Genomic DNA, 20,057 nt, shown 5'->3' with positions numbered 1-20,057 from the left:
AGCGTGCCGAAGAGATCGAGTATCACCGCGGCCGGGCGCGGTGCCCGAGCAGCCGAACTCCGCCGGATTGAAGTGCCAAGCAGCACGTCGTTCACTGGGTGTGAGGCGGTCGAGGACAGACTCGTGAGCAAGGAGGTGCACGTCGGCGGATAGCGCATGGTGAGGCTCCATCAGTAGATCGGTGCTCTCGTGCAGGGCCGGATTCTCCGGCGGGCCTACGGCCCGACGACGCCTTGTCGGGCGGTCGATAGACGAGGAAGGAGGGTTTGGCTGCCACCAGGCCGAGCAAGCCATGCCAGGACACCGGGGGCCCGGCGATGCCGCCAGCGCGCTCACAGCCTCAGCCCCGACAGCAGGCCCGCAACCGATGCCGTGACGTCCTTCACGAACGGGCCGATGTTCTGCGTCCCGGCGAGATACAGGCCGAAGACCGAACACACCACGGCATGACCCACCTTGAGCCCACCTCCGCGGCACAAGAAGACGATCACTATGCCGAGGATCAGCAGGACAGCAACATCGACAGCCACCGCGGAGCCCCCTCCGATCTCGTACGGATTCTGGAGACCGAAGCGGGTATGCGACGACCGCGTCGGTGTGACCATGACAGCGGTTCGGAGGGGCGCGGAGTATCACGAGCTGTTGCCGAGCCTGCTCATCATCGGCTCATGGCCGGTTGGTCTGACTTTTCAACATCCGCTTACACACGCGCTCATGAGAGGCTGGCCTAGGCTCCGGATCATGACCAGGGATGGGCAGGCGGTAGGCGCAGTGGCCAAGAGTCGCCAGGGATGGCGCCCGGACAAGTTGAGACAGCAACGCGAAGCCCACGGCCTGACCCTCGAGGGCGCGGGCGAGCAACTGCGCGAGGTGGCCCGCGCCGCGGGGCTCGCGGTGCCGGCCGCCAACTTCCAGACGCTGTGGCAGCACGAGCAGGGTGAGGTCTATCCCGGACCGCACTACCGTCGCGCGTATTGCCTGCTGTACCGCGCGACCGAGCCTGAGCTCGGCTTTCGCAACGCTCTGCCCGACGAGGCCAGGAAGCTCCAGTTCACCGCGTCGAGCGAACCGCACAACGGAGCCCACGTGCTGGCTGTGGAGCGCGCGTTGCTCCAACTCGCGCCTGGTACGGAGGACACCGATGGACAGGGTGTACAGCAGCGCATTCTCGACGCGTGGAAACGCCGCCACACCGGCGGCGACCCGAACAAGCCGACCCTGATGATGGTCGGTGGCTACGCGGGCAGCGGGAAATCAGAGTTCGCCCGCTTTATATCCCAGCTCACCGGCTGGCCTGTCCTCGACAAGGACCCGATCACGCGCCCTCTCGTTGAGCGCCTCCTCGTAGAGATGGGCAGTGAACCGAACGACCGGCACACCGACCTCTACCGGGAGAAGGTCCGTCCGCTGGAGTACCAGTGCCTGCTGGAGACCGCGTACGCGAACATCGACTGCGCGATCAGCACCGTACTCTCCGCGCCGTTCATCGCCGAGGCCACAGATCCTCGGTGGATGAGGCGCCTGATCAACCGTTGCGAAGCGCGTGGCGTCACCGTCACTGTCGTCTGGATCCAGTGCGACCTCGACACGATGCACGAGTACATCAGTTTCCGGTCCGCCGCCAGGGACAGCTGGAAACTCCAGAATTGGAACGCGTACGCCGCCGGGATCGATCTCGAACTGCGTCCCGTCGTACCGCACTTGGTTGTCGACAACCGGCTTGGCGCCGCGATTTCGCTCACGGACCAGGTACGTCAGGTCTTCGGGACGGTGTTCCAATGAGGCAGGGCATCCTGCTGTACGGACCGCCGGCGGCGGGCAAGGATACGATCACGGCGGCACTCACCGAACTCGACGGACGCTATGTGCCGTTCACCCGGCTGAAGATAGGGAACGGGAAGACCAAGGGCTACCGGATGGGCACGCCTGAGCAGCTGGCCGCCCTGGAGGCGCGCGGCGACGTCATCTACCGCAACGACCGGTACGGCAACATTTACGTCGTTGACCGGCCCGGCCTCGAACAGGCCATGGAGGGCGGCAGAATCCCCGTCGTCCACCTCGGTCAGATGGTGGGGATGAAGCAGGTGGCCGCCGTCTTCCCGGCGCACTGGGTGCGCGTTCTGCTGTGGTGCTCCAAGGAGACCACCGCCCTGCGTTCACCGCAGCGGGGCGACACCGACACGGCGGCTCGGCTGGCCGCGTGGGACGCCACCCAGGCCGACCTTGTGGCATACCCGCAGGCTCAGTGGGAGCTGCGCGTGGACACGGATATGACGGCAGCCAGTGAAGCCGCAAGGAAGATCGACGACATCGTCCGCACCACATCACCTCGACCCTGACGGCCAGGACGTTAGCGATCCAGCGAATGCAACCTGCTCAAGTCTGGTCGTCCAGGACTCGCTCACCGCGCAGGGCTTCGAGTGCCTCGGCGACATCCAGTCGCTCGTCTCTGTTGCCGTCCCACCGGGCGAGCGTCGTGGCAGCAGCACGCATGAGGGAGTCTGGCAGCCCCGCGTCGGCGAGAAGTGCCGCCGCGTCCTCAAGCTCTGGTCCCCAACGCCAGGCGCGAGCAGCCGTCTTGGGGATGTAGTCCGTCTCCACGAGGTAGCTACGGGTGCGCTTCGCTGCGATCACCAGAAGCTCGTCCTCGACACCGTACGACTCGGCCGCTCCGTACGCCACGGCGGCCAGTACGCGGGAGACCTTCTGGTAACTGGAGTACGCGAGCTTGAGTGCGGAGGCTTGCCCGATGTTGCCGCCCAGGACGTGGGTCCGCACATCGGTTCCGGCGAAGAGTTCGGCGATCCGGTCGACCTGCTTGCCGGGGCCGGACAGATAGAGCACCGGAATCTTGCCGCACACTGGAGGAGATCCGACCACCGCGGCATCGATGACCGTCCTCGGGGCCAAACGGTCGGCGATGCGCTGCACACGCGGCGGCGTGACGGCGTTCGCTTCGACATAGATCGTTCCCGTGCCAACCATACCGAGCTCGGCCACCTGACCGGCAGTCTCCTCAGCGGCGGCCGGCGGGCACAGGGAGAGCAGCACGTCGGAGCGGGAGACGAGCTCGGGCAGTGCCTCGGGTTCGAGGCCCACGCGCTCGGCCCGGCGGCGGGTTGCGTCACTGCGTCCGTCGGGGCACCACAGCACGACGTGGCCGCGGGCGCGCAGTTGCGCGCCGAAGGCGGATCCCATACTGCCGGGGTGCAGCAACCCGATGGTGTCCGTCATGACGTGGTCCTCGCGTAGTCGGCGGCGTGCAGAAGCAGGAAATCGATGGCGGCGCGGGCATGCGACACCATGTGGTCCGGCCCGGGATCGTCCGCCGGCCAAGAGCCGTCGCTACCGATCCAGATGGTGCGCAGCCCTGCTGAGCGTCCGCCGCCGATGTCGTTGACCGGGTTGTCGCCGACCATCCAGCCGCCGTCACCCAGTACGGTGCCGCAGCGGGCTGCGGCCAAGGCGAAGTGCAGGCGCTGCGGCTTGCGCGCGTCGGCCTCCTCGGAGACGAAGACGCCGTCCACACGCTCGGAGATACCGGTGGCCCGCAGCTTGGCGCGCTGGATGTCGACCGAACCATTGGTCGCCACGCCCACTCGCCAGCCCGCTGCACGCAGCTCGTCCAAGCCGTCGAGAACCCTGGTCGGGCACGACACCACGTCCGCAATATCGGCGCAGTACGCATCCCACAACTTCACGGTCGAAATGGGCAGCCGGTACCGGTCGCGGATCGCGCCGAAGGTGGATGGATAGGCCCGTTCGGCCACCATGCCCAAGACGTACGCCTGCTCCTCGTCCTCCAGACCGTGCCGGGTGGTGAACTCGGCGGCCCAGCCAGCGAGGGTTCCCCGCCGGTCCACGAGTGTGTTGTCGAGGTCGAAGAGAACCAGAGGGCGCCGCACATCCCGCACCTTAATGCGTGGGGGCAGCTCCGCGAGCCAGGGCTCTCGGCGCGCGGATCGCCGTGCACTATGCGTGACGCATGCCCTGATTGTCCCACCCGCATCCTGAACCGAGGGGCAGTCGTCGAAAGAGGGGTGCGTTAGCGCATCAGGCTGAACACAACTGCGGCTGCCAGCCCGCCGAGCAGGGCGCCGGCAACGGTTTGAGCGGGGGTGTGATCGCGGAGGGCGACGCGGGACCAGCCGATGGCTGCGATTCCGAGCAGCAACGGCGCCATGTTCATGCCGTAGGCGAGCAACAAGATCACAACCACCCCGCTGGCGACGGCGGTGTGCACCGAGACCTTCCACCAAACTGTCACGACCATGGTCACGATGAGGCCGACGAGCATGGCGACGACCAGGGCGAACACCTCGCGGGGCGCCTTGAAGGCAACAAGCAGCGAGATGCCGACGAGCACCGACGTCATCGTGGCGAGGAGGGGGACGGCTCGCTGCTCACGGACTCGTATGTGCTTGTCGGTCCAGCTGCCGCGCTTCACGCCGAGCATGATGATGGCGAACGGTATGCCGCCGCAGAACAGGGCTGCCAGCACGCCCCACCCGAGCCCCGTGACGCTGCTTGTGCTGTGCCAGCCGATGATCAGAAGTATCGCGATGACCAGGTTGGCCGGCGCGAGAGTGTCGGTGATGAGGCGGGCCGTGCGGGACAGGGTCACTGCGTCGTCTCCAGGGTTCGGGCATCGTCGAGCTTGGCGGCGAAGGCGCGGGTGAGATCGGAGGCGTAGGCCTCTGCGAGTTGTTTGAGCGCATGGATTTCGCTGGGCAGGTCTCGGCCGCCGCTGGCAGGCGGGAGGGCCTCGCCGGACAAGGGCTCGTTGTGCTGCCGGGCTTGTTGGGCGCCGATGATCCAGCAGGCTTCGGCGGCGATGTCTGCCTGGGCTCCGATGAGGCCGGAGGCCGCGACGTGGGCTCGGGCCTGGTCGCGCAGGCTGCTGGGGGCGTGGTCGCTGAGAGTGAGGACGGCGTCTCGGATCTCTATGGTGCGGCGATACAGCCGATCGTGGACGCGGCGGGGGTGGAGGATCTCGGTTGTTCTGCGTCGCGCCGGGTCGAGGCGTACGGAGGGTACGTCCTCCGTGAGGCTGAGCCAGAGTGGGTACAGCTGCAACAGGTCGAAGTACTCGCGACTCCAGCGGCGCAGTCGTCCGGCGGCGGGCAGCGTGCTGCCAGTCACGATGAAGAGCAGCGCAGTGAAGAGCAGAAGGCCGCCGATCGTCTCGCTCTTGCTGGCCGGAACAGGGCTCAACCCCAGGAATCCCAGGACGATGGCGACCACGCGCTGCGCCGCGTAGACGATGCCGATGGTGGTGCCCATGCCGGTGAGACGCAGGCCCTGGCCGAGGAGGCCGGCGTCTGGCTGCCTGCCCCAGCGCCAGCACAGCCGGGAGGCGCTGAACAGGGCCGCTCCGAGGTACGCCGTCCACACCCCTCCGTAGGCGGCGATGTGCCAGTCGGAGGCGTACTCGGTTAGCAGGTCGACCGCTTCGCGCGGCTGCGGGGTGGTGGAGAACAGCACCGCGACGATGGAGGCCGCGGCCGACGGGAAGACAAGGTGCAGGCGGGAGGACTTCAGTCCGGATGCCTTCTCCTGGGCCATGTCGTGGACGAAGGTCAGCACGGCATGCGCGGCAACGATGCAGCCGAGGTGCTTGCCCAGGGCGCACAGGTTGTTGATTCCGAGTGTGGCGTCCATGGGGGCGGCGACGGTGGGCACCCTGAGAGTGATAGCGACGGCGAGAGAGAGAAAGGCGATCCAGAGGACCCGCTTGCTGGAGTCGCGCCATGCGGTCGGGGTGCGCCACGCGGTGACCAGCCACAGCAGGACCGCGGGAAGTACGTCGATCATTCCGGGCGCTCTTACGAGTCGCTGAGCGCGTCGCCCAGGCGCCGCAGGACACTGCTGCGAGGCGTCTTGCTGGCGCGGGAGGCGTCGGCTCTGCCGGCAATCAGCCCTGCGAGACGTTCGGCGTCCCGTTCGTCCTCGGTGCCGTAGCTGGCCCTGGTGAGGAGACTGACCACGGTGGCAGGGTCGATGTCCGGGAACAGGCGGCCACCGTCTGTCTGGACGCCGTCGAGGATCGACCGGTGGCCCAGGAGCATGTGACCGATCTCGTGCAGGACGATGTGGTCTTGGTGCAGCGGGCTTGTCGCCGCCTCGTGGAAGATGTGATCGGCCTTCTCGGTGGCGATCCATACCCCGCAAGGGGCGTCGGTGCCGGAGACGCCGGGGACACTGTGCAGATGGAGCGGACGACCGCGCTGTGTCGCGATTCGGTCGCAGAGGACCTGGACGTTGAAGGGGTCCGGGATGTCGATTGACGCGAGCACATCCCCGATGTCCGGGCGGTCTTGATTTCCGTCGCCCGGCTGCTGTCTTCGGCTACGCAACGACAACTCGGCTCCGCAGGTGGCGCTGTATGTGTCCGCGGCAGAGGCGGCTCCGGAATCCAATATTCCGGCACGGGGACGATACGGTAACCACCCCGGGGAATATGCCGGAAGCAGGTTCAAGTCGCGCTCATCGCAACGATGATCAAGAAATGCGCCTGATTTGGCGGCATTTGGTCAAGGGTGAATCTGGGTGGCCATGCGGGTGGTCGCCGCGAACTGCACAGGACTCGCGTGGGGGACCAGTGTCACGCCTTCGGTTGGGTGGCGACCTGACGCCTTGGCGTCACCCTGGGCTCACCGATTGGACGTCTCACCGTCAGTCAGCCCCTCCAGCTGACGGGCCCGCTCAATGAATCCCTTGATTGTCTTGAGGGTCTCCACCGACAACCCGGAGGCTCTGGTGGCGACCTCGACCACATCGTTGTCTCGTATGGTCTCGATCAGCTCCAGCTGGGCAGCGATCCGCTCGGACGACTCGTCGTTGAAGAAGTAGGCGGGGGCGACACCGAAGAAGCCGGCGAGGGCCTCCAGGTGCTTCATGGTCGGGTTGTCCTTCTTGCCCTTCCGAAGGGTCCAGATGTAACTCGCCGAGATGGTCGGCCCCCCCGACTCCTGGATCGCTTGCGCCACCTCTTCGTACGTGTATTCGCCGCGATTCTTCGGGTGGACCGTCTTGAAGAGGTGGTCGAGCTTCTGCGCGAGGGTGCGCGGCTCGGCGGGCGCTCCGTCGCTCATTTTCGGGGTCCTTCGGTGGCTCGCTGGTTTCTGGCCGTATCGACTGCTGTGGACGATACACGTCCTGCTGCGGTCGTTCCATTCTCCTCAGTTGACGTGATCCATATTTACTGGTCTAGTGTCGTCGCGTCACCATCGACTGGTGCGAATGGGGAGGCTGTGGCTTCCGAGGAGCAGACCGAAGCGAAGGGGGAAGCGGGTGCGAACGCCGCCGCTCAGGGGGCCGTGAGGCCGCAGCGCGAGCCGCACATGGAACCGGCGCCCGGGAGCTACCAACTCCCAAGCGCCGGGCCAGCGCCCCGAAGGGCACCGATTTATCTCGCGGGCGGCGGGGCTTTTGCACGAGAACCGCCGCACCGCGCTCCTACGAACAACGGAGTATCGCATGCTCGCCACGCCGAGCGACACCCTGGCATACCCGGACACGGCCCGCCAGCGCCGACTCGCGGCCCAGCTCGCCAGCATGATCCCCGGGGCGGCCACGATCCGCGTCAGCCTCACCGACCCCGCGCAGACGTGGCCCCACCCGCACACCGTCGCCAAGGACGCGGGCGGGGCAAGGGTCGAGCTGAGCCGGACGACTGCCAGGGTCGCGGCACGCTGGATCATGCGGGTCTGGCCGGACGTGACCTGGACCCGCCCTCATACCTTCGACCTCGCCACAGCGACCTTCACCAGCAGCGACTTTGTCGGTCGGGGCCGCTGACATGGCACGGATCCGAACCATCAAGCCGGAGGCGTTCTTCTCCGAGTCGCTCGCAGAGGTGAGCGTCGAGGCGGAGCGGACCTTCTTCGGCCTCCTTACCCAGGCCGACGACCACGGCCGCCATCGTGACAACGCCGCGATCATCGCGGGGCTGCTCTGGCCCCTGCGGGCCGAGCACACCTCGGTCCACGTCGAGGACGACCTCCAGCAGCTTGCCAACGCCGGCCTTCTCTGCCGGTACACCGGCTGCGACGGCCGCCGCTACCTCCACGTCGTGACCTGGTCCGAGCACCAGAAGATCGACAAGCCCAGCCAGTCCCGACTGCCCTCCTGTCCGCAGCACCACGCGGCGGACCGGTGCGGTCCCTGCAAGGGGACCTGCGCTCGGCACCCCGAAGCGTCGCCCACCCCTACCCGAGGACTCGCCGAGACTTCACCGAACACTCCCCGAACCCTCGATCCGCCCGTGCAGCCCGCTCCGGCGCCTCCCATCCCCCGAAGCGGGGCCCCGGCTGCCTGGCAGGACGCCCTCGTCGGTCTCGCAGGCGCCCCTGATCGAAGCGACAAGAAAACTGCAGGTCAGATGGCATTCGTCGAGGACTCCCCGAAGCCTCCCCGAAGCCTCGGAGAGGACTCGGCGCCTGGATCTAGGATCTTGGATCCTGGATCTTCATTCCCTACGGGGCGCACAGCGCCCGCACCCACCGTCTCGGCCAACGACCTGATCGGCGAGTACGTCGCCGCGTGCGACGAGCGACCGCCGAGCGACGTGATCGGCCACCTCGGCCGCATCGTCAAGAAGCTCCTCGGGGAGGGCATCGCCTCGGAGCACGTCAGCGTCGGACTGAAGCGCTTCGCGGAGATCCAGGGCCACCCCAGCCGCCTGCCGAGCCTGGTCAACGACGCCATGAACGCACGAGCGGCCGGTTTGGCGAGGCCGGGAATCCGGCCTAACGTGCCCGCTCACCAGGCGTGGACCAACCCGGTCGACGCTGCCGCCGCCTACGCCGAGGAGCTGTGATGCGCACCCACACCTGCGACCCGCAGACCCTCGGCGGCGCGGGCACCCCTGACCGGATGGCCCGGATCCTGGCCGCCCGCAACATCGACCCGGCCGCCGTCGCCGCCCTGGCCGACGAGCCCGAACCCGTCTCCCCGCTGGACGCCCTGCTGGCCGCGATGCCCCCGCGCTACCAGGGCGCGGTCGCCGACCACCCGCAGGTCCTGGCCTGGGCGCGGGACGTGGCGCAGCAGGCCATCGCCCCCAGCCGGGGAGCCCGGCGGCAGGTCACCACCGGCCCGAGCCTGCTGATGGCCGGGGTGGTCGGCGCGGGCAAGACGCACCAGGCGTACGGGGCGGTCCGACAGCTGGTGCAGACTGGGGTGGGCGTGCGGTGGCGCGCGACCACGGCCGCCGACCTGTACGCCGACCTTCGCCCTCGGCCCGGCACGGACAGTGAGCGGGAGCTGGCGGCTGTCAGCCGGTGCCCCCTGCTGATCATCGACGACCTCGGTGCGGCCAAGGCATCCGAGTGGGTCGAGGAAGTGACATACCGGCTGATCAACCGCCGGTACAACCACATGCTCCCGACGCTGATCACCACCAACCTGGCGATCAAGGACCTCCGGGCCTACCTCGGCGACCGCGTCACCTCCCGGCTCGCGCAGATGACCACCCGGGTCGAGTTCGAGCCGGTCGACCGCAGACGCAACCGTCCCGCCGCCTGACTCACCGTCGGGCCGCGCCTCCAGCGCGCCGCTCCATGAACCTCCCGACCCAACGCACTCCTCCGCCGACGCCCCTGCGCGCGGAGAGCGATCGGAGCAACCCGCATGACCACCATGACGATCACCCCAGCCCGCCACCGCTCGCTCGGTGACCACACCTGGCAGGACCAGGCCGTCTGCCAGAGCACCGAGTACAACCCGGTGGACCACGAAATCTTCTTCCCCGAGCCCGACGAGACCGCCAAGATCACCGCCGCCAAGTTGCTGTGCGGCCAGTGCCCGGTCCGCCGCACCTGCCTGGACGCCGCCCTGGAAGGCGGCGACACCCACGGCATCCGGGGCGGGATGACCGAGGAGGAACGCGAGCCGCTGCACGAGAAGCTCGCCAACCGCCTCGACTACAGCAGGGTCAACGCCACCATCGCCGGCCGCGACGTCCACCTCACCAAGGCCGAGCGCCGCGCGGTCGTCCGCGCCGCCTACCGCCACGGCCTCACCGAACAGCGCCTGGCCTGGCTCCTGAAGATCAGCGAGGAGCACGCCCAGAAGCTCTACCGGGAAACCCGCCGAGCCCTGCGCAACCGAGACCTGGGGCAGACCACGAAGACCACCCCACCCCCCGGGACCGACGGCGAGCACCTGAACCGCGACGACTTCGGGAAGGCGGCGTGAGCATCGCGAGCACGCCGGGCACGGCGCACGTCACCGGGTGGGACCGCGCGGTCGTCATCGCCCTCGGCGGCGCGGGGTGCGCCCTGTCGTACGACGCCCTGCAGCAGATGGCCGTCGCCATCCACGTCAGGGGCCTGCTGACCTTCCTCTTCCCCTTGGTGATCGACGGGTTCATCGCCTACGGCATCCGGGCCCTGCTGGTCCTGCGCGACGCACCGCTGCGCGCCCGGCTCTACGTCTGGACACTCTTCGGCACCGCCACCGCTGCCAGCATCTGGGCCAACGCGCTGCACGCGGTCAGGCTCAACGAAGAGAACACCTCGGCCACGGGGCTGCGGCTCGGAGACACGGTGGTCGCGGTGCTGTCCACCATCGCCCCGCTGGCCTTGGCCGGAGCGGTGCACCTGTACATCCTCATCGCCCGGGGGCCGGTCAAGGACAGTGACCGAAGTGACCGCGATGACCTCGGTCAGACCGGTCACCCCGGGCAGCAGCCGCAGCCCGGTCAGGTCAGCGCCGGACAGCCGGTCACCGCCCGGACCGACCGGCCCCGCCTGTCCCTGGACAAGCAGACTCCGGATGCCCGGACACTGACCGGGGACAGCGCCCCAGCGGACAGCAGCAGCCCGGACCCCAGTCACCATGACCGGGGGTCCAAGGCCGCTGACCTGGGCGGACAGCCGGACACCACCACGGCGGTCAGTGACCGACAGACCGTCACCGAGCCGCTCACCGGTCACCCGGGCAACCTCCCGCCGGTCACCGACCGGCCGGTCACCCCGCCACCGGTCACTGACCGCGCCCCCCGGACAACCGGTGACCGGCGACCCGACCCGGACACCGAGGAACTGCTGGAGATCGCCCGGTCAGCGGTCAGGGCCGAGGACAAACTGACCCGCAAGGTGGTCGCCCAGGCGATCCGCGCTCAGCAGATCCCGCTGTCCAGCGACACGCTGACCGCCCTGATGGGCCAGCTCCGCCAGCAGCACGGCCAGCCGGTAACCACCCCCCGGAACTGACCGCATACCCCGTGGGGCGGGTGACCGAGTCGGACACCTCGGCCGGTCACCCGCCCCGTAGACCCCCACCCCACGACCTCCTCCCGTGAACCGGAGAGCACCGCCATGCGCACGAACCCCACCACACCCGGTGAGGTGGACACCTGGCTGACCGTCCTGCACCAGCGCGGCCACCTCCACCGCGCCGAATCCGGTCCCGACAACAACTGGACTGTGCAACGATGGCGACACAGCAGCCCCTGGACCCTGCACCACCCGGTCCTGGCCATGGACTGGATCGAGGACATCGTCCGCGATATCCGCCAGCAGGACGCGGAGACGGGTCGATGACCGCCAACGACCCGGCGGCCACCACCTCCGGACGGCAGCGTGACCCCAACACGGCTCCTGGCGGAGCAAGCTGTACCTTCCGAAACTCCTCCGCAGCCACGGGCTGCGGAGGAGTTTCGGAAGGGCTTGCCCCAGCCCCCGAAGGGGCAGGGGATGCCCGGCACCAGGGGGAGCCGGGGCTTGGGGTCGCGACCGAGGGCGGATCGCAGCCGGAGGGTCAAGAAGCCGCGCATCCCGTGCCGCGTACGCGCGCCCGCCTGCGCCAGAGCGTGCACCGTGACCAAGTCCGCAGTGTCCGCCTGACCCGCGACGAACTCGACATCGTCAAGCGTGCCGCCGAAGCCGTCGGTCTGAAGGCCGCCGGCTTCATCGCCGACTCCGCAGTCGCGGTCGCCCAGGCTCAAGCCGGCCCCAAGGTGTGGCTGTTGGACCAGCGCGGACGCGTCGAGGAGCTGATGTCCGCCAGTGCCCAGCTCGCCCGCGCCGGCAACAACCTCAACCAGGTGGCACGCATCCTCAACTCCGGCGGCCGGGCCGAGTACGCCGACGACGCGGTCACCCGCGTCCTGCGCGCTGCCGCCAAGGTCGAAGCCGCCGCCATAGAGATGGCGAGGCGCTGACACCGTGGTCCCGGACATCTCCACCGGCAGCCGCACGTACGGACTCCTCGCCTACCTCTATGGGCCCGGCCGCCGGGACGAACACACCGACCCGCACATCGTCGCCGCCTGGATGCCGGAACTCGCACCCGACCCCGGCCGCGACCCGACCACCACCCTCAAGCAGCTCACCGACCGGCTCGACCTCCCCGTCCTCGCTCTTCCGAAGGACCGCCGCCCGGCCAGGCATGTCTGGCACTGTCCCGTCCGCACGGCCCCGGGTGACCGTCACCTCACCGACGCCGAATGGGCCGAGGTCGCCCGTCGCATCGTCCATGCCACCGGTATCGCCGAGGAAGGCGATGCCAAGGCGTGTCGCTGGGTCGCCGTACGCCACGCCGACGACCACATCCACATCGTCGCCACACTCAAGCGCGAAGACGGGCGAAGCCCCCGCCGCCACGAGGACGGCATTCGGGCCCAGGCCGAATGCCGCAAGATCGAAAAGGAGTGGGGTCTGCAGATCCTCAACGGCGGTGACCGCACCGCCGCTCAACGGCCCACCAGTGCCGAACGCGCCAAGGCGAAGCGCACCGGCCGTGCCGAGCCGCCGCGTGAAACGCTGCGTGAGCACGTACGCCAGGCGCTGGCCGGCGCCGCCAACGAGGACGAGTTCTTCCGCCGCCTCACCGAAGCCGGCCTTCGCCTCGAAAAGCGCCTCGCCCCTTCCGGTGACATCCTCGGTTACAAGGTCGCCCTGCCGGGTGACCGCAACCGTGACGGCGAGCCTATCTGGTTCCCCGGCTCCCGGCTCGCCCCCGACCTCTCTCTCCGCAAGATCCGGCAACGCCTCGCGGCTGGATCGCTCGGGGACGAGCCCGCGTCCGTCGCGAGCCGCGCCCCGCATACGTCTCGGCCGGCCAGCGCTCGCCGCGACGCCACCCACGTCGCCGAACAGGCCGTCACGGTACTTGCCGGGGACGATGAGGCGGCAGGCGCCGCCCAGCTCATCGGCGTCGGCGAACTCCTCGACGCCGTCGCCCAGACCGCCCCGACTTCCACCCGCCCGGAACTCGCCGAAGCCGCCCGTGCCTTCGAACGCGCGACCCGTTCCCACATCCGAGCCGAGCAGGCCGACCACCGCGCCCTCCGTTCCGCCGCGCGCGGCATCGTGCGGGCCGGCAATGCACTCGGCAAAGGCGAGGATGGCGGTGCCACCGCGATGCTGCTGTCCACGATGGTCCTCGTCACGATCGCCGCCGTTCGCTGGCACTCCGCCCGTGGCCACGCGCAGCAGGCCGCCGCCGCCCGACAAGCCGCACAGCATCTGCGTGCCGCCTACCGGTCCGCGTCTGCCACGCCCATGAAGGCGATGCGCGAGCAAGGCCGCCAACTCCCCGCCCTCGTATGCGATCGCTACGCCCACACCGTGGATGCTGCACTGCCAGGGCAAGCCGACCACGTTCTGCGCGAGCCCGGCTGGAACGCGCTCGCCGCCACCCTCGCCCAAGCCGAACGAGCGGGACACGACCCCGACGCGCTGCTCCAGCAGGCGATCGAATGGCGTGAGTTGGAGACCGCCGACAGCGTCACCGACGTACTCGTCTGGCGCCTGCGGCGCATCGGAAAACTGCCCGCCACTGCGGACCTGCCCCGCACACGTGCCCACCTGCGGACACCCCCGCCGCAGCCTCGACCCCCGAAGCCGCAGGCAGCGGAGCCCCTGGTTCGCAACGACACGAACAGCGCCCGCAGGCAGGGCCCACGGCGCTGACCAGCGCCTCAAAGGGCTGGACACCCGCGGCCGGCGCTGTTAGGGCTGGTCAGCAAGAGGACGAGGAGATGAAGCCGATGCCCTACGAAGACCTCCGGACCCGGAGAGCCATGTTGCCGGAGGCGGTGGCCGACGACCCCTTGCTGAGGCCCCAGAAGGAGACGCGGCTCGGCGACGGCATCATCCGTCGCCGCGCCACCACCCACCCCGAGGAAATCCGCATCGGCGGCATCCTGGTGATGTGCCCGAAGTGCGGGGCCCGGCGCGACTGGATGGTCATCTGCGACCGCAGCGAGATCAGTATCCGCTGCCGGTGTGCGCACCAGTGGGTCGAGCCCGAGCTGACGCGCGCGGACTACGAGGCGATGATCGACGTCGGAGGTCAGGACTATCCGAGCCTGGAGGCCGCCGCACAGGCCGTGGGGTACGACGGCACGCTCGCTGGCACCTATCTGTCGGAGCCGAGGCCGGAGTAGAGACCCGGGGCCGGGCAATCGACGCCCTCTGGCCGGACGCGGAGGGTCGGACCGTAGGGCCGAATCCGATCGGGTCGAAGGCACATCCGCTGCGACGGTCCGCCTCCTAGGATGCGCCCGTGGATCGCGACTGGATGCGGCAACAGCTCGAAGCGTTCATAGACCTGGCCAAGCGGTACGAGGCCGAAAAGAGACCGGGTGACTTCATCGGTGACGAGAACCTCTACGCGCAGCTGCATCGGTCGGAGCCCACGGTCAAGCAGGTCCTGCGCCTGCTCGACCCTGCGATTGCCGAAAAGATCGACATCGATCAGATGGCCGGAGTTGCCATGGCGTGCAACGAGGTCCAGCGCGGACTTGGCATCCTGGCGGACAAGGACGAGTGGGCGACCAGGCTGGTACCCGACGCACCCACACTGGCCGCTGACCGTTTCCACCCGTGGGTCTGGGAGCCAGCGGCACCATTGTGGGCTGCGGAGGCCCGGCAAGACTCGGTTCTCGCGGCCGCCCGGACCGTGAACCGCCGCCTTCAGCAGAAGCTGAACCGTCACGACATAGGCGAGACCGACCTTTGTCTTCAGACTTTCGACCTGAAGGATCCCGTGGCTGGGAAGCCTCGCCTGCGCTTCCCGGGAGACCGGAACACACCGACCTGGCGTGCTCGCCAAGAGGGAGCCAAGTACCTCGCCGCTGGCGTCTTCCTGGCGATTCGCAACGTTGCCGCCCACGAGGACGAGGTGTCCTGGACCGAGCAGGAGGCGCTGGAGCATTTGGCAACCTTGAGTGTTCTCGCCCGTTGGGTCGAGGAGTGCGACGCGGAGTCTGCTCCCTGAGAAGGTGACGGTTACGGAGGCGACCATCGTGGTTGGCCACGGGCCCGTATGCCCGCGTCGTCGGCGCAGCTCGTCTGGGGCCGAGGTCCCAGTCGAGGCGTCTCTTCAGCTCGTCGAGGGTGGCGCACGCCATCGAGAACCTCCAGGAGTTCAGATAGACAGGCTGGTAATTGAGTTCAGCCAACCAGATAGACAGCCTGATATCTCAGATAGATACTCAACCGTGTGACAGACGTGTTCAGCGCCGCAGTGCGCCGGAGGAACAACGAAGGCATGACCTTCGGCCGTATGGAAGCACTTACCTGGGACGTAGGAGGGAAGGAAGGCAGCCGGTCATCGGCTTGGTGGAACAACATGGCCAGGTACGACATGGAGACCCCGCCTGCGCCCAAGTACTTTCCGGGCATCGCTGCAGTCCTCCAGGTGTCCCAGCGGCGGGTTTCCGAGATGGTGGCCGAGCAGTGGTACCACGTGAAGCCCGACGATCGACTCCCGCGTGGCCTGGAGCCCCTGGTCTCCGCAGCGGAGACGCTGGACCCGGAAGACGTGGAACGGCTGACGGACATGGCTCGGCACTTGCTGGAAATCCGGCGAGAACTGAGAGGTCTCCAGGGCGGCGAAGGAGACTACGACCCGGACTAGGGCCTGGCCAGAAGGCTAGCGGGCAGGGGCTGTGTCATGAGATCCCTTGCCAATCAAGTTAGTCGCCGCAGGCCAGCGCGGAGCGGACGACTGACTTCGTTGTCCAAGGACACCTCGGGCCGAGGCACGGAGGGGCTCGACGCCGCACCACCAAGGACACGGCCGCTTCGAAGCGTGCGACGAGCGGTTCAAGCGGGTGGCGGAGGCGAAATGCGAGCCGGACCGAGTCTTCCAGAAGGTGGTCAGGAAAGCCCTGGGCCTGGAGCAGCCCGACGTACGGCAGCTGTGCCTCGGGGTTTGCGGAACCGCATGCGCCGAGGGGCTGTCCCTGTGGGGACAGCCCCTCGGCGTTCGGGACGGGTTGAGGAGTCAGACGTCGGCAAGGTGATTGGCGAGGTGCAGCGCGCCGATAGCCACCGACAGCGCGGCGTGCAGACCGATGGTCTCAAGCAGTGTGGGATGGACGATCGGGGTCCAGTCCCCGTGAAGGTTCGGCCATGTGGCGAGGGTGACGTCCGCCGAGGCCAGGCCCAGGCGGGCAGTGACGTCCATCCCGCCGGAAGGGGCGCGTTCCCAGTGCAGCAAAACGGAGCCCGGACGAAGGGGAGCGCGGTCTTGCACGGACACCCAGGTCGCATGAATCGGCTCGGTGGCGTACCGGGGCACGGAGCGGACGAAGGCACCACGTACGCCTGAGGGCATGGGACGTTGAGCCAGATCGCCGAGAATCAAGGGCGTTCGCCTCGGGCTCTTCGCGCATGCTGCGGGCTGGGCGCATGACTGGTGGTTCACGCGTCGGCCCAGTCGAGCTGAGTGCGGACCTCGGCCGGCACACCCTCTTGGCCGTTCTCGGCGAGGTATACGGCGGCGTCTGGGCCACTGGTCTCGATGAGGCGACCGACGCGGTGGGCCTGGGGCCAGTCCGGGTTGATGGCGAAGTACACGGGGAGATCCGCATCGACGACCTGGAGCTGGTGTATCAACTGGCGAACGGTGATCACATGCGGCAAGAGAGAATCCTGAGTTGGTGAGGGGAGCGGTTGGCGTAGGTCAGACGCAGGCACAGCAGCGGTTGGGGAAGGCGATGAGTGCAGCGATGAAACCGGCCACGGCCTGAGCCGGAACGCTGGGCCCGAGGGCCTGGCTCCACGCCATCTTTCCGTCGGCGTCCTTGACGTGGATGTGCCACAGCTCGCCGCGCGCGGCCTCCTTGGTCTCGGGGAGGAACCCGACGTACACACGCTGGTCGGGGCTGGAGCAGTGGACGTTGGCGTAGAGGTCGGGGATGACGTCCCAACCCTGGCCCTTGAGGAGATCGATGACCGGGCCCGCACAGTGGCAGTCGAGAAGCCATTCGCGGTTGCCGAGCGCAGCGTGCGGAGATTCGGCGGGGAGGTGGAACGGCGTGGTGGCGCTAAGTGTCACGAGTAGCAAACCCTCCGTTGACCTGCGGCTTTTCGAAGTGGTTGTACGTTGACATGGCCGACGGGCAGGTCTCCAGTCCTTCCCAGCGGTTGGTGTCTGCCGTGGGCGAACTGGCGGTGTGGTGGCTGATGAACCGAGGAAGGAATGGATCGGTCGCCCCGGGAGCTTTTCCCGGGGCGACCGATGCGAGGGGAAGGGCGGCGTGTTGGACAGGGAGATGTGTACGTACGACGAGACTGTGGACGACGCGGTGGCGGCGTCCCTGGGACGATCCCGCATGGCGGCTGGCGGTCGGATTGAGCTGAGCGTCGAGGAGCTCGCGCAAGCGGTGGGCGATACCGCCGGGGATCCGCCCGTGCAGGAGCGTCGTGGGGCCGACGGGCGCTAACGGCGGCACCGTCTCATGAGCGCGCCGCCGCAGCTCGCCGGTGGTGGGCAGAGCGGGTCGGCAGGACAGCACTAGGGCTGACCGTGATTGCGGGCGCTGCCGCGGGCCGGCCGACGAGGTGATTGGCGTGGGAGCGTGTGCGCGCGGCTGCGGCACGCCGAACGTCCAGCGGGGTCGGCAACGGGGGAGACACAGGGTGGATTCGGGCGGTACTGCGGTTTCGCTCCGGAACTTCAGGCTCGTAGCGGAGCACAGGGCTGGGGTCGGCCAAGCGCCCGGTGGTCGCCGCAATCAGATCGATGGGGACCGTGGAGGTGAACGTGGCGTACCAGCGCGAACTGAAGCTGTCATGGCCACCCCAGAGCAACCAGCGGTCCTGGTCGCCGCGGAGCTCGGCGTGTCGATTCAGGATCCCGCTCCTGTAGGTGAGGCCGGCGAGCCCGTCGGGTGCCGTGAAGAGGGTGGTGAGCTGCCAGCTTCCTCGCCTCCATCCGGCGCCTTCCAGAGACCGAAAGGCGTCCTCTGCCGGGCGACGAGGACTGCCCAACACGGATTCCGGATCCTCGGAGCAGCCGGTGGCAAGGGCAAAGGTGAAGGCGGTCACCAACTCCGTTGGAGTGTTGGAATCGAAGGTGGCCAGCCAGTCTGGCGGTCCGAACGGGTCGCTACGGGCGGCGACCTTCCACAGGGTGTCGTCCGGGCCTTCGGGTAGGAATCCGAGCCGGACATGCTGGTCGGGGGAGGAGACGTAGACGTTCGCCAGTTCGTCGTTCTGCGCCGTGAACCCGTGGTCGAGGAGTGGTTGCATCGCCGGGTCGCCGATCGTGGTGGCGCCGGCGAGGTACAGGGGAGTCACGTAGACGTCGCCGTCGAGTGTGGGTGAGGGCATGCGGGATCTCCGGGTGTGAGCGGTGGGCCGTCAGCGCTGGCGGCGTGAACGACCGCGCGCGGCAGGTGACGCGGGCCGGGTTGCGCCCTTCGCTCCGGGCGCCAGCGTGTGGACTGGTGCAACGAGGACCTCGGTACTTGGGGCGAGATCGCCGAGGTCGAGAGGCGGCATGCGGAAGTGCCTCCGGGCGGTGAATGAGGGGCTAGGGGTCATGACCGGCGACGCACTCGCGGAGGAGCCGTGGAAGCGGAGGGGGCCGGCGAAGCGGCGTGTGCCGAATGGGTCCTCCCGTGCGGGGAGCGGGACCGTGCCGCCTCTGCACGACGGCCGTGCAGAGGCGACGCTCCGGCGGATGCCTCCCGTTCACGTTCCAGTCGGCGAGCCGCGGTGCGGTAGGCGGCGTGGTCTTGGCGCTCGCCGACTGCCAGGAGGTAGATCTCCCGGCGGTGCTGCGAGGACGCTGGGGCGTCGCGGTACTGGATGACCATGCGCCAGCGGGTCTCCGGATCGACGTAGATCTTGTGGCAGCCCGCGAGCTCGCGGGTCAGCGCCGCGCCGCGTTCGTTGCCGTGGACCAAGTGCTGTAGTTCCAGCAGCGCCAGGTCGCGGATGCTCTCCGGGACCGAGCGCAGGTCGGCCAGGGCCTCAGGGTGCGCCGCGAAGGCGTACCGCGCCCGGCTCACGGCGCACCCCGGCCAGAGCGCGGAGCAAAAGGAGTCACGGCAGGAGCCGTGACAGGTGCCGGCGGGACCGCGAGGCCGGCCGTTCCGGCGAGCGGTGAGCGGGCGCGGGCAGCCTGGGCCCTGTGCCCCTCGGTGCTCCGCGGACCCGGTGCCAGCGGGAGAGGGGAGTTGCGGTTCATGGCCCAGGCGTCCGCCGACTCGGCACTGGTGAAGGCCTCTTCGCGCACTGTGTACGAGCGGAAGTCCTCGGCCGTCTCTTCGAGGAAGAGAAGGTAGGGAGCGCGCGTGGCATCCGGGTGGCTGTCGTGCACGAGCGTGCGCACCTCGGTGCCGAAGCCGAAGGAGCCCGGATTGTCGGTGTAGTGGTCGATGACCTCATACCGGCAGTCGGGGTTGGTTCGGAGCAGGTCCTCCAGCCGCGAGGTGAGTTCGTCGGTGGGGTACGGACCGGGGTTGAGGGTCGGCATGGTGGCCGTCGGCGGGCAGCCCTGGCGGATAAGCCAGTTCTGGGCGAGCGGCACGACGGGGGCCCGCTCGTACTCGAACGTGAACGTTCGCTGATCCACGTCACGGGTGAGGTGGAACGCGACGTACACCGCCGTGCCGGGCACGTCCCAGATTGCCGCCCTGTCGTAGAACAGCAGGTAGCTGTCACGTCCGTCGTCGCTGTGGTGCTCTGCGAGCGGCTCGAACATGTCGTCCGAGAGCGTGACCGAGGAGAAGTCGCGCTCGACCGCCTCGGTGGCCGGCTCGAAGCCGTCGATGCGGTAGTCCGGCACCTGGGGTTCGTCCATGTTGG

26 protein-coding genes are annotated in these 20,057 nt (G+C 68.5%); 13 read left to right on the top strand and 13 right to left on the bottom strand.

What is annotated here, in order from left to right:
- Window positions 1-332 precede the first annotated feature (332 nt).
- The gene (locus AB0D93_RS36945; protein ID WP_362129594.1) at window positions 333-530 is read right to left on the bottom strand and encodes a hypothetical protein; all 198 of its coding nucleotides are present in this window, start codon (window positions 528-530) and stop codon (window positions 333-335) included.
- A 211-nt stretch (window positions 531-741) separates the two neighbouring features.
- On the opposite strand from AB0D93_RS36945, the gene AB0D93_RS36940 reads away from it, so the two are divergent.
- Window positions 742-1,782 (top strand): AAA family ATPase, encoded by a 1,041-nt coding sequence (locus AB0D93_RS36940; RefSeq protein WP_362129591.1) that lies wholly within the window; start codon window positions 742-744, stop codon window positions 1,780-1,782.
- A complete protein-coding gene (locus tag AB0D93_RS36935; protein WP_362129588.1) occupies window positions 1,779-2,339 on the top strand; it encodes a guanylate kinase in 561 nt (186 codons plus the stop codon). Before AB0D93_RS36940 ends, AB0D93_RS36935 begins: the two co-directional genes overlap by 4 nt.
- 37 nt (window positions 2,340-2,376) lie before the next feature.
- On the opposite strand, the gene AB0D93_RS36930 is transcribed toward AB0D93_RS36935, so the two are convergent.
- The 6 genes from AB0D93_RS36930 to AB0D93_RS36905 all read right to left on the bottom strand — a co-directional run bounded on the left by AB0D93_RS36930 (window position 2,377) and on the right by AB0D93_RS36905 (window position 7,094).
- Window positions 2,377-3,234, bottom strand: coding sequence for a DUF1932 domain-containing protein (locus AB0D93_RS36930; protein ID WP_362129585.1), 858 nt, complete (start codon window positions 3,232-3,234; stop codon window positions 2,377-2,379).
- Window positions 3,231-3,905 carry an HAD-IA family hydrolase gene (locus tag AB0D93_RS36925; protein WP_362129582.1) on the bottom strand — a complete coding sequence of 225 codons (675 nt, stop codon included), beginning with the start codon at window positions 3,903-3,905 and terminating at the stop codon, window positions 3,231-3,233. The genes AB0D93_RS36930 and AB0D93_RS36925 overlap by 4 nt, the downstream gene beginning before the upstream one ends.
- Window positions 3,906-4,045: 140 nt before the next feature.
- A complete protein-coding gene (locus AB0D93_RS36920) occupies window positions 4,046-4,624 on the bottom strand; it encodes a phosphatase PAP2 family protein (RefSeq protein WP_362129579.1) in 579 nt (192 codons plus the stop codon).
- Entirely contained in the window at window positions 4,621-5,814 is a 1,194-nt protein-coding gene (locus tag AB0D93_RS36915; protein ID WP_362129576.1) for an MAB_1171c family putative transporter, read from the bottom strand. Before AB0D93_RS36915 ends, AB0D93_RS36920 begins: the two co-directional genes overlap by 4 nt.
- Before the next feature lie 11 nt (window positions 5,815-5,825).
- Window positions 5,826-6,296, bottom strand: coding sequence for a hypothetical protein (locus AB0D93_RS36910; RefSeq protein ID WP_362129573.1), 471 nt, complete (start codon window positions 6,294-6,296; stop codon window positions 5,826-5,828).
- A 357-nt stretch (window positions 6,297-6,653) separates the two neighbouring features.
- Window positions 6,654-7,094, bottom strand: a complete 441-nt coding sequence (locus AB0D93_RS36905) for a helix-turn-helix domain-containing protein (RefSeq protein ID WP_362129570.1) — start codon at window positions 7,092-7,094, stop codon at window positions 6,654-6,656.
- Window positions 7,095-7,479: 385 nt separating this feature from the next.
- On the opposite strand from AB0D93_RS36905, the gene AB0D93_RS36900 reads away from it, so the two are divergent.
- The 11 genes from AB0D93_RS36900 to AB0D93_RS36850 all read left to right on the top strand — a co-directional run bounded on the left by AB0D93_RS36900 (window position 7,480) and on the right by AB0D93_RS36850 (window position 15,873).
- Window positions 7,480-7,800, top strand: coding sequence for a transcriptional regulator (locus tag AB0D93_RS36900; RefSeq protein ID WP_362129567.1), 321 nt, complete (start codon window positions 7,480-7,482; stop codon window positions 7,798-7,800).
- Window position 7,801: 1 nt separating this feature from the next.
- Window positions 7,802-8,821, top strand: coding sequence for a hypothetical protein (locus AB0D93_RS36895; protein WP_362129564.1), 1,020 nt, complete (start codon window positions 7,802-7,804; stop codon window positions 8,819-8,821).
- On the top strand, window positions 8,821-9,528 hold the full coding sequence (locus tag AB0D93_RS36890; protein ID WP_362129561.1) for an ATP-binding protein: 708 nt from the start codon (window positions 8,821-8,823) through the stop codon (window positions 9,526-9,528). The genes AB0D93_RS36895 and AB0D93_RS36890 overlap by 1 nt, the downstream gene beginning before the upstream one ends.
- 105 nt (window positions 9,529-9,633) lie before the next feature.
- On the top strand, window positions 9,634-10,200 hold the full coding sequence (locus AB0D93_RS36885) for a WhiB family transcriptional regulator (RefSeq protein ID WP_362129558.1): 567 nt from the start codon (window positions 9,634-9,636) through the stop codon (window positions 10,198-10,200).
- On the top strand, window positions 10,197-11,219 hold the full coding sequence (locus AB0D93_RS36880; RefSeq protein WP_362129555.1) for a DUF2637 domain-containing protein: 1,023 nt from the start codon (window positions 10,197-10,199) through the stop codon (window positions 11,217-11,219). Before AB0D93_RS36885 ends, AB0D93_RS36880 begins: the two co-directional genes overlap by 4 nt.
- 105 nt (window positions 11,220-11,324) lie before the next feature.
- Complete coding sequence (locus AB0D93_RS36875; protein WP_362129552.1) at window positions 11,325-11,549, top strand: hypothetical protein; 225 nt, start codon at window positions 11,325-11,327, stop codon at window positions 11,547-11,549.
- A 236-nt stretch (window positions 11,550-11,785) separates the two neighbouring features.
- A complete protein-coding gene (mobC, locus tag AB0D93_RS36870) occupies window positions 11,786-12,169 on the top strand; it encodes a plasmid mobilization relaxosome protein MobC (RefSeq protein ID WP_362129550.1) in 384 nt (127 codons plus the stop codon).
- 4 nt (window positions 12,170-12,173) lie between these two features.
- The gene (locus AB0D93_RS36865; protein ID WP_362129547.1) at window positions 12,174-13,922 is read left to right on the top strand and encodes a relaxase/mobilization nuclease domain-containing protein; all 1,749 of its coding nucleotides are present in this window, start codon (window positions 12,174-12,176) and stop codon (window positions 13,920-13,922) included.
- A 77-nt stretch (window positions 13,923-13,999) separates the two neighbouring features.
- The gene (locus tag AB0D93_RS36860) at window positions 14,000-14,398 is read left to right on the top strand and encodes a hypothetical protein (RefSeq protein ID WP_362129545.1); all 399 of its coding nucleotides are present in this window, start codon (window positions 14,000-14,002) and stop codon (window positions 14,396-14,398) included.
- Between the two features lie 119 nt (window positions 14,399-14,517).
- Window positions 14,518-15,231, top strand: a complete 714-nt coding sequence (locus AB0D93_RS36855) for a TIGR02391 family protein (protein WP_362129542.1) — start codon at window positions 14,518-14,520, stop codon at window positions 15,229-15,231.
- 225 nt (window positions 15,232-15,456) lie between these two features.
- The gene (locus AB0D93_RS36850; protein WP_362129539.1) at window positions 15,457-15,873 is read left to right on the top strand and encodes a hypothetical protein; all 417 of its coding nucleotides are present in this window, start codon (window positions 15,457-15,459) and stop codon (window positions 15,871-15,873) included.
- A 369-nt stretch (window positions 15,874-16,242) separates the two neighbouring features.
- On the opposite strand, the gene AB0D93_RS36845 is transcribed toward AB0D93_RS36850, so the two are convergent.
- The 6 genes from AB0D93_RS36845 to AB0D93_RS36820 all read right to left on the bottom strand — a co-directional run bounded on the left by AB0D93_RS36845 (window position 16,243) and on the right by AB0D93_RS36820 (window position 20,052).
- Entirely contained in the window at window positions 16,243-16,605 is a 363-nt protein-coding gene (locus tag AB0D93_RS36845; protein ID WP_362129536.1) for an esterase, read from the bottom strand.
- Window positions 16,606-16,661: 56 nt separating this feature from the next.
- Window positions 16,662-16,874, bottom strand: coding sequence for a hypothetical protein (locus tag AB0D93_RS36840; protein ID WP_362129648.1), 213 nt, complete (start codon window positions 16,872-16,874; stop codon window positions 16,662-16,664).
- Between the two features lie 49 nt (window positions 16,875-16,923).
- Window positions 16,924-17,298, bottom strand: coding sequence for a DUF317 domain-containing protein (locus tag AB0D93_RS36835; protein ID WP_362129534.1), 375 nt, complete (start codon window positions 17,296-17,298; stop codon window positions 16,924-16,926).
- A 401-nt stretch (window positions 17,299-17,699) separates the two neighbouring features.
- The gene (locus AB0D93_RS36830; protein WP_362129531.1) at window positions 17,700-18,575 is read right to left on the bottom strand and encodes a DUF317 domain-containing protein; all 876 of its coding nucleotides are present in this window, start codon (window positions 18,573-18,575) and stop codon (window positions 17,700-17,702) included.
- 209 nt (window positions 18,576-18,784) lie between these two features.
- Window positions 18,785-19,258 (bottom strand): hypothetical protein, encoded by a 474-nt coding sequence (locus AB0D93_RS36825; protein WP_362129528.1) that lies wholly within the window; start codon window positions 19,256-19,258, stop codon window positions 18,785-18,787.
- Window positions 19,255-20,052, bottom strand: a complete 798-nt coding sequence (locus tag AB0D93_RS36820) for a hypothetical protein (RefSeq protein WP_362129525.1) — start codon at window positions 20,050-20,052, stop codon at window positions 19,255-19,257. The genes AB0D93_RS36825 and AB0D93_RS36820 overlap by 4 nt, the downstream gene beginning before the upstream one ends.
- Window positions 20,053-20,057 lie beyond the last annotated feature (5 nt).

This window comes from Streptomyces sp. NPDC048191, assembly GCF_040652655.1.
Lineage (GTDB): Bacteria > Actinomycetota > Actinomycetes > Streptomycetales > Streptomycetaceae > Streptomyces.
Note: the sequence above shows the minus strand (reverse complement) of the source record. Positions and strands in the feature narration are given on the sequence as shown.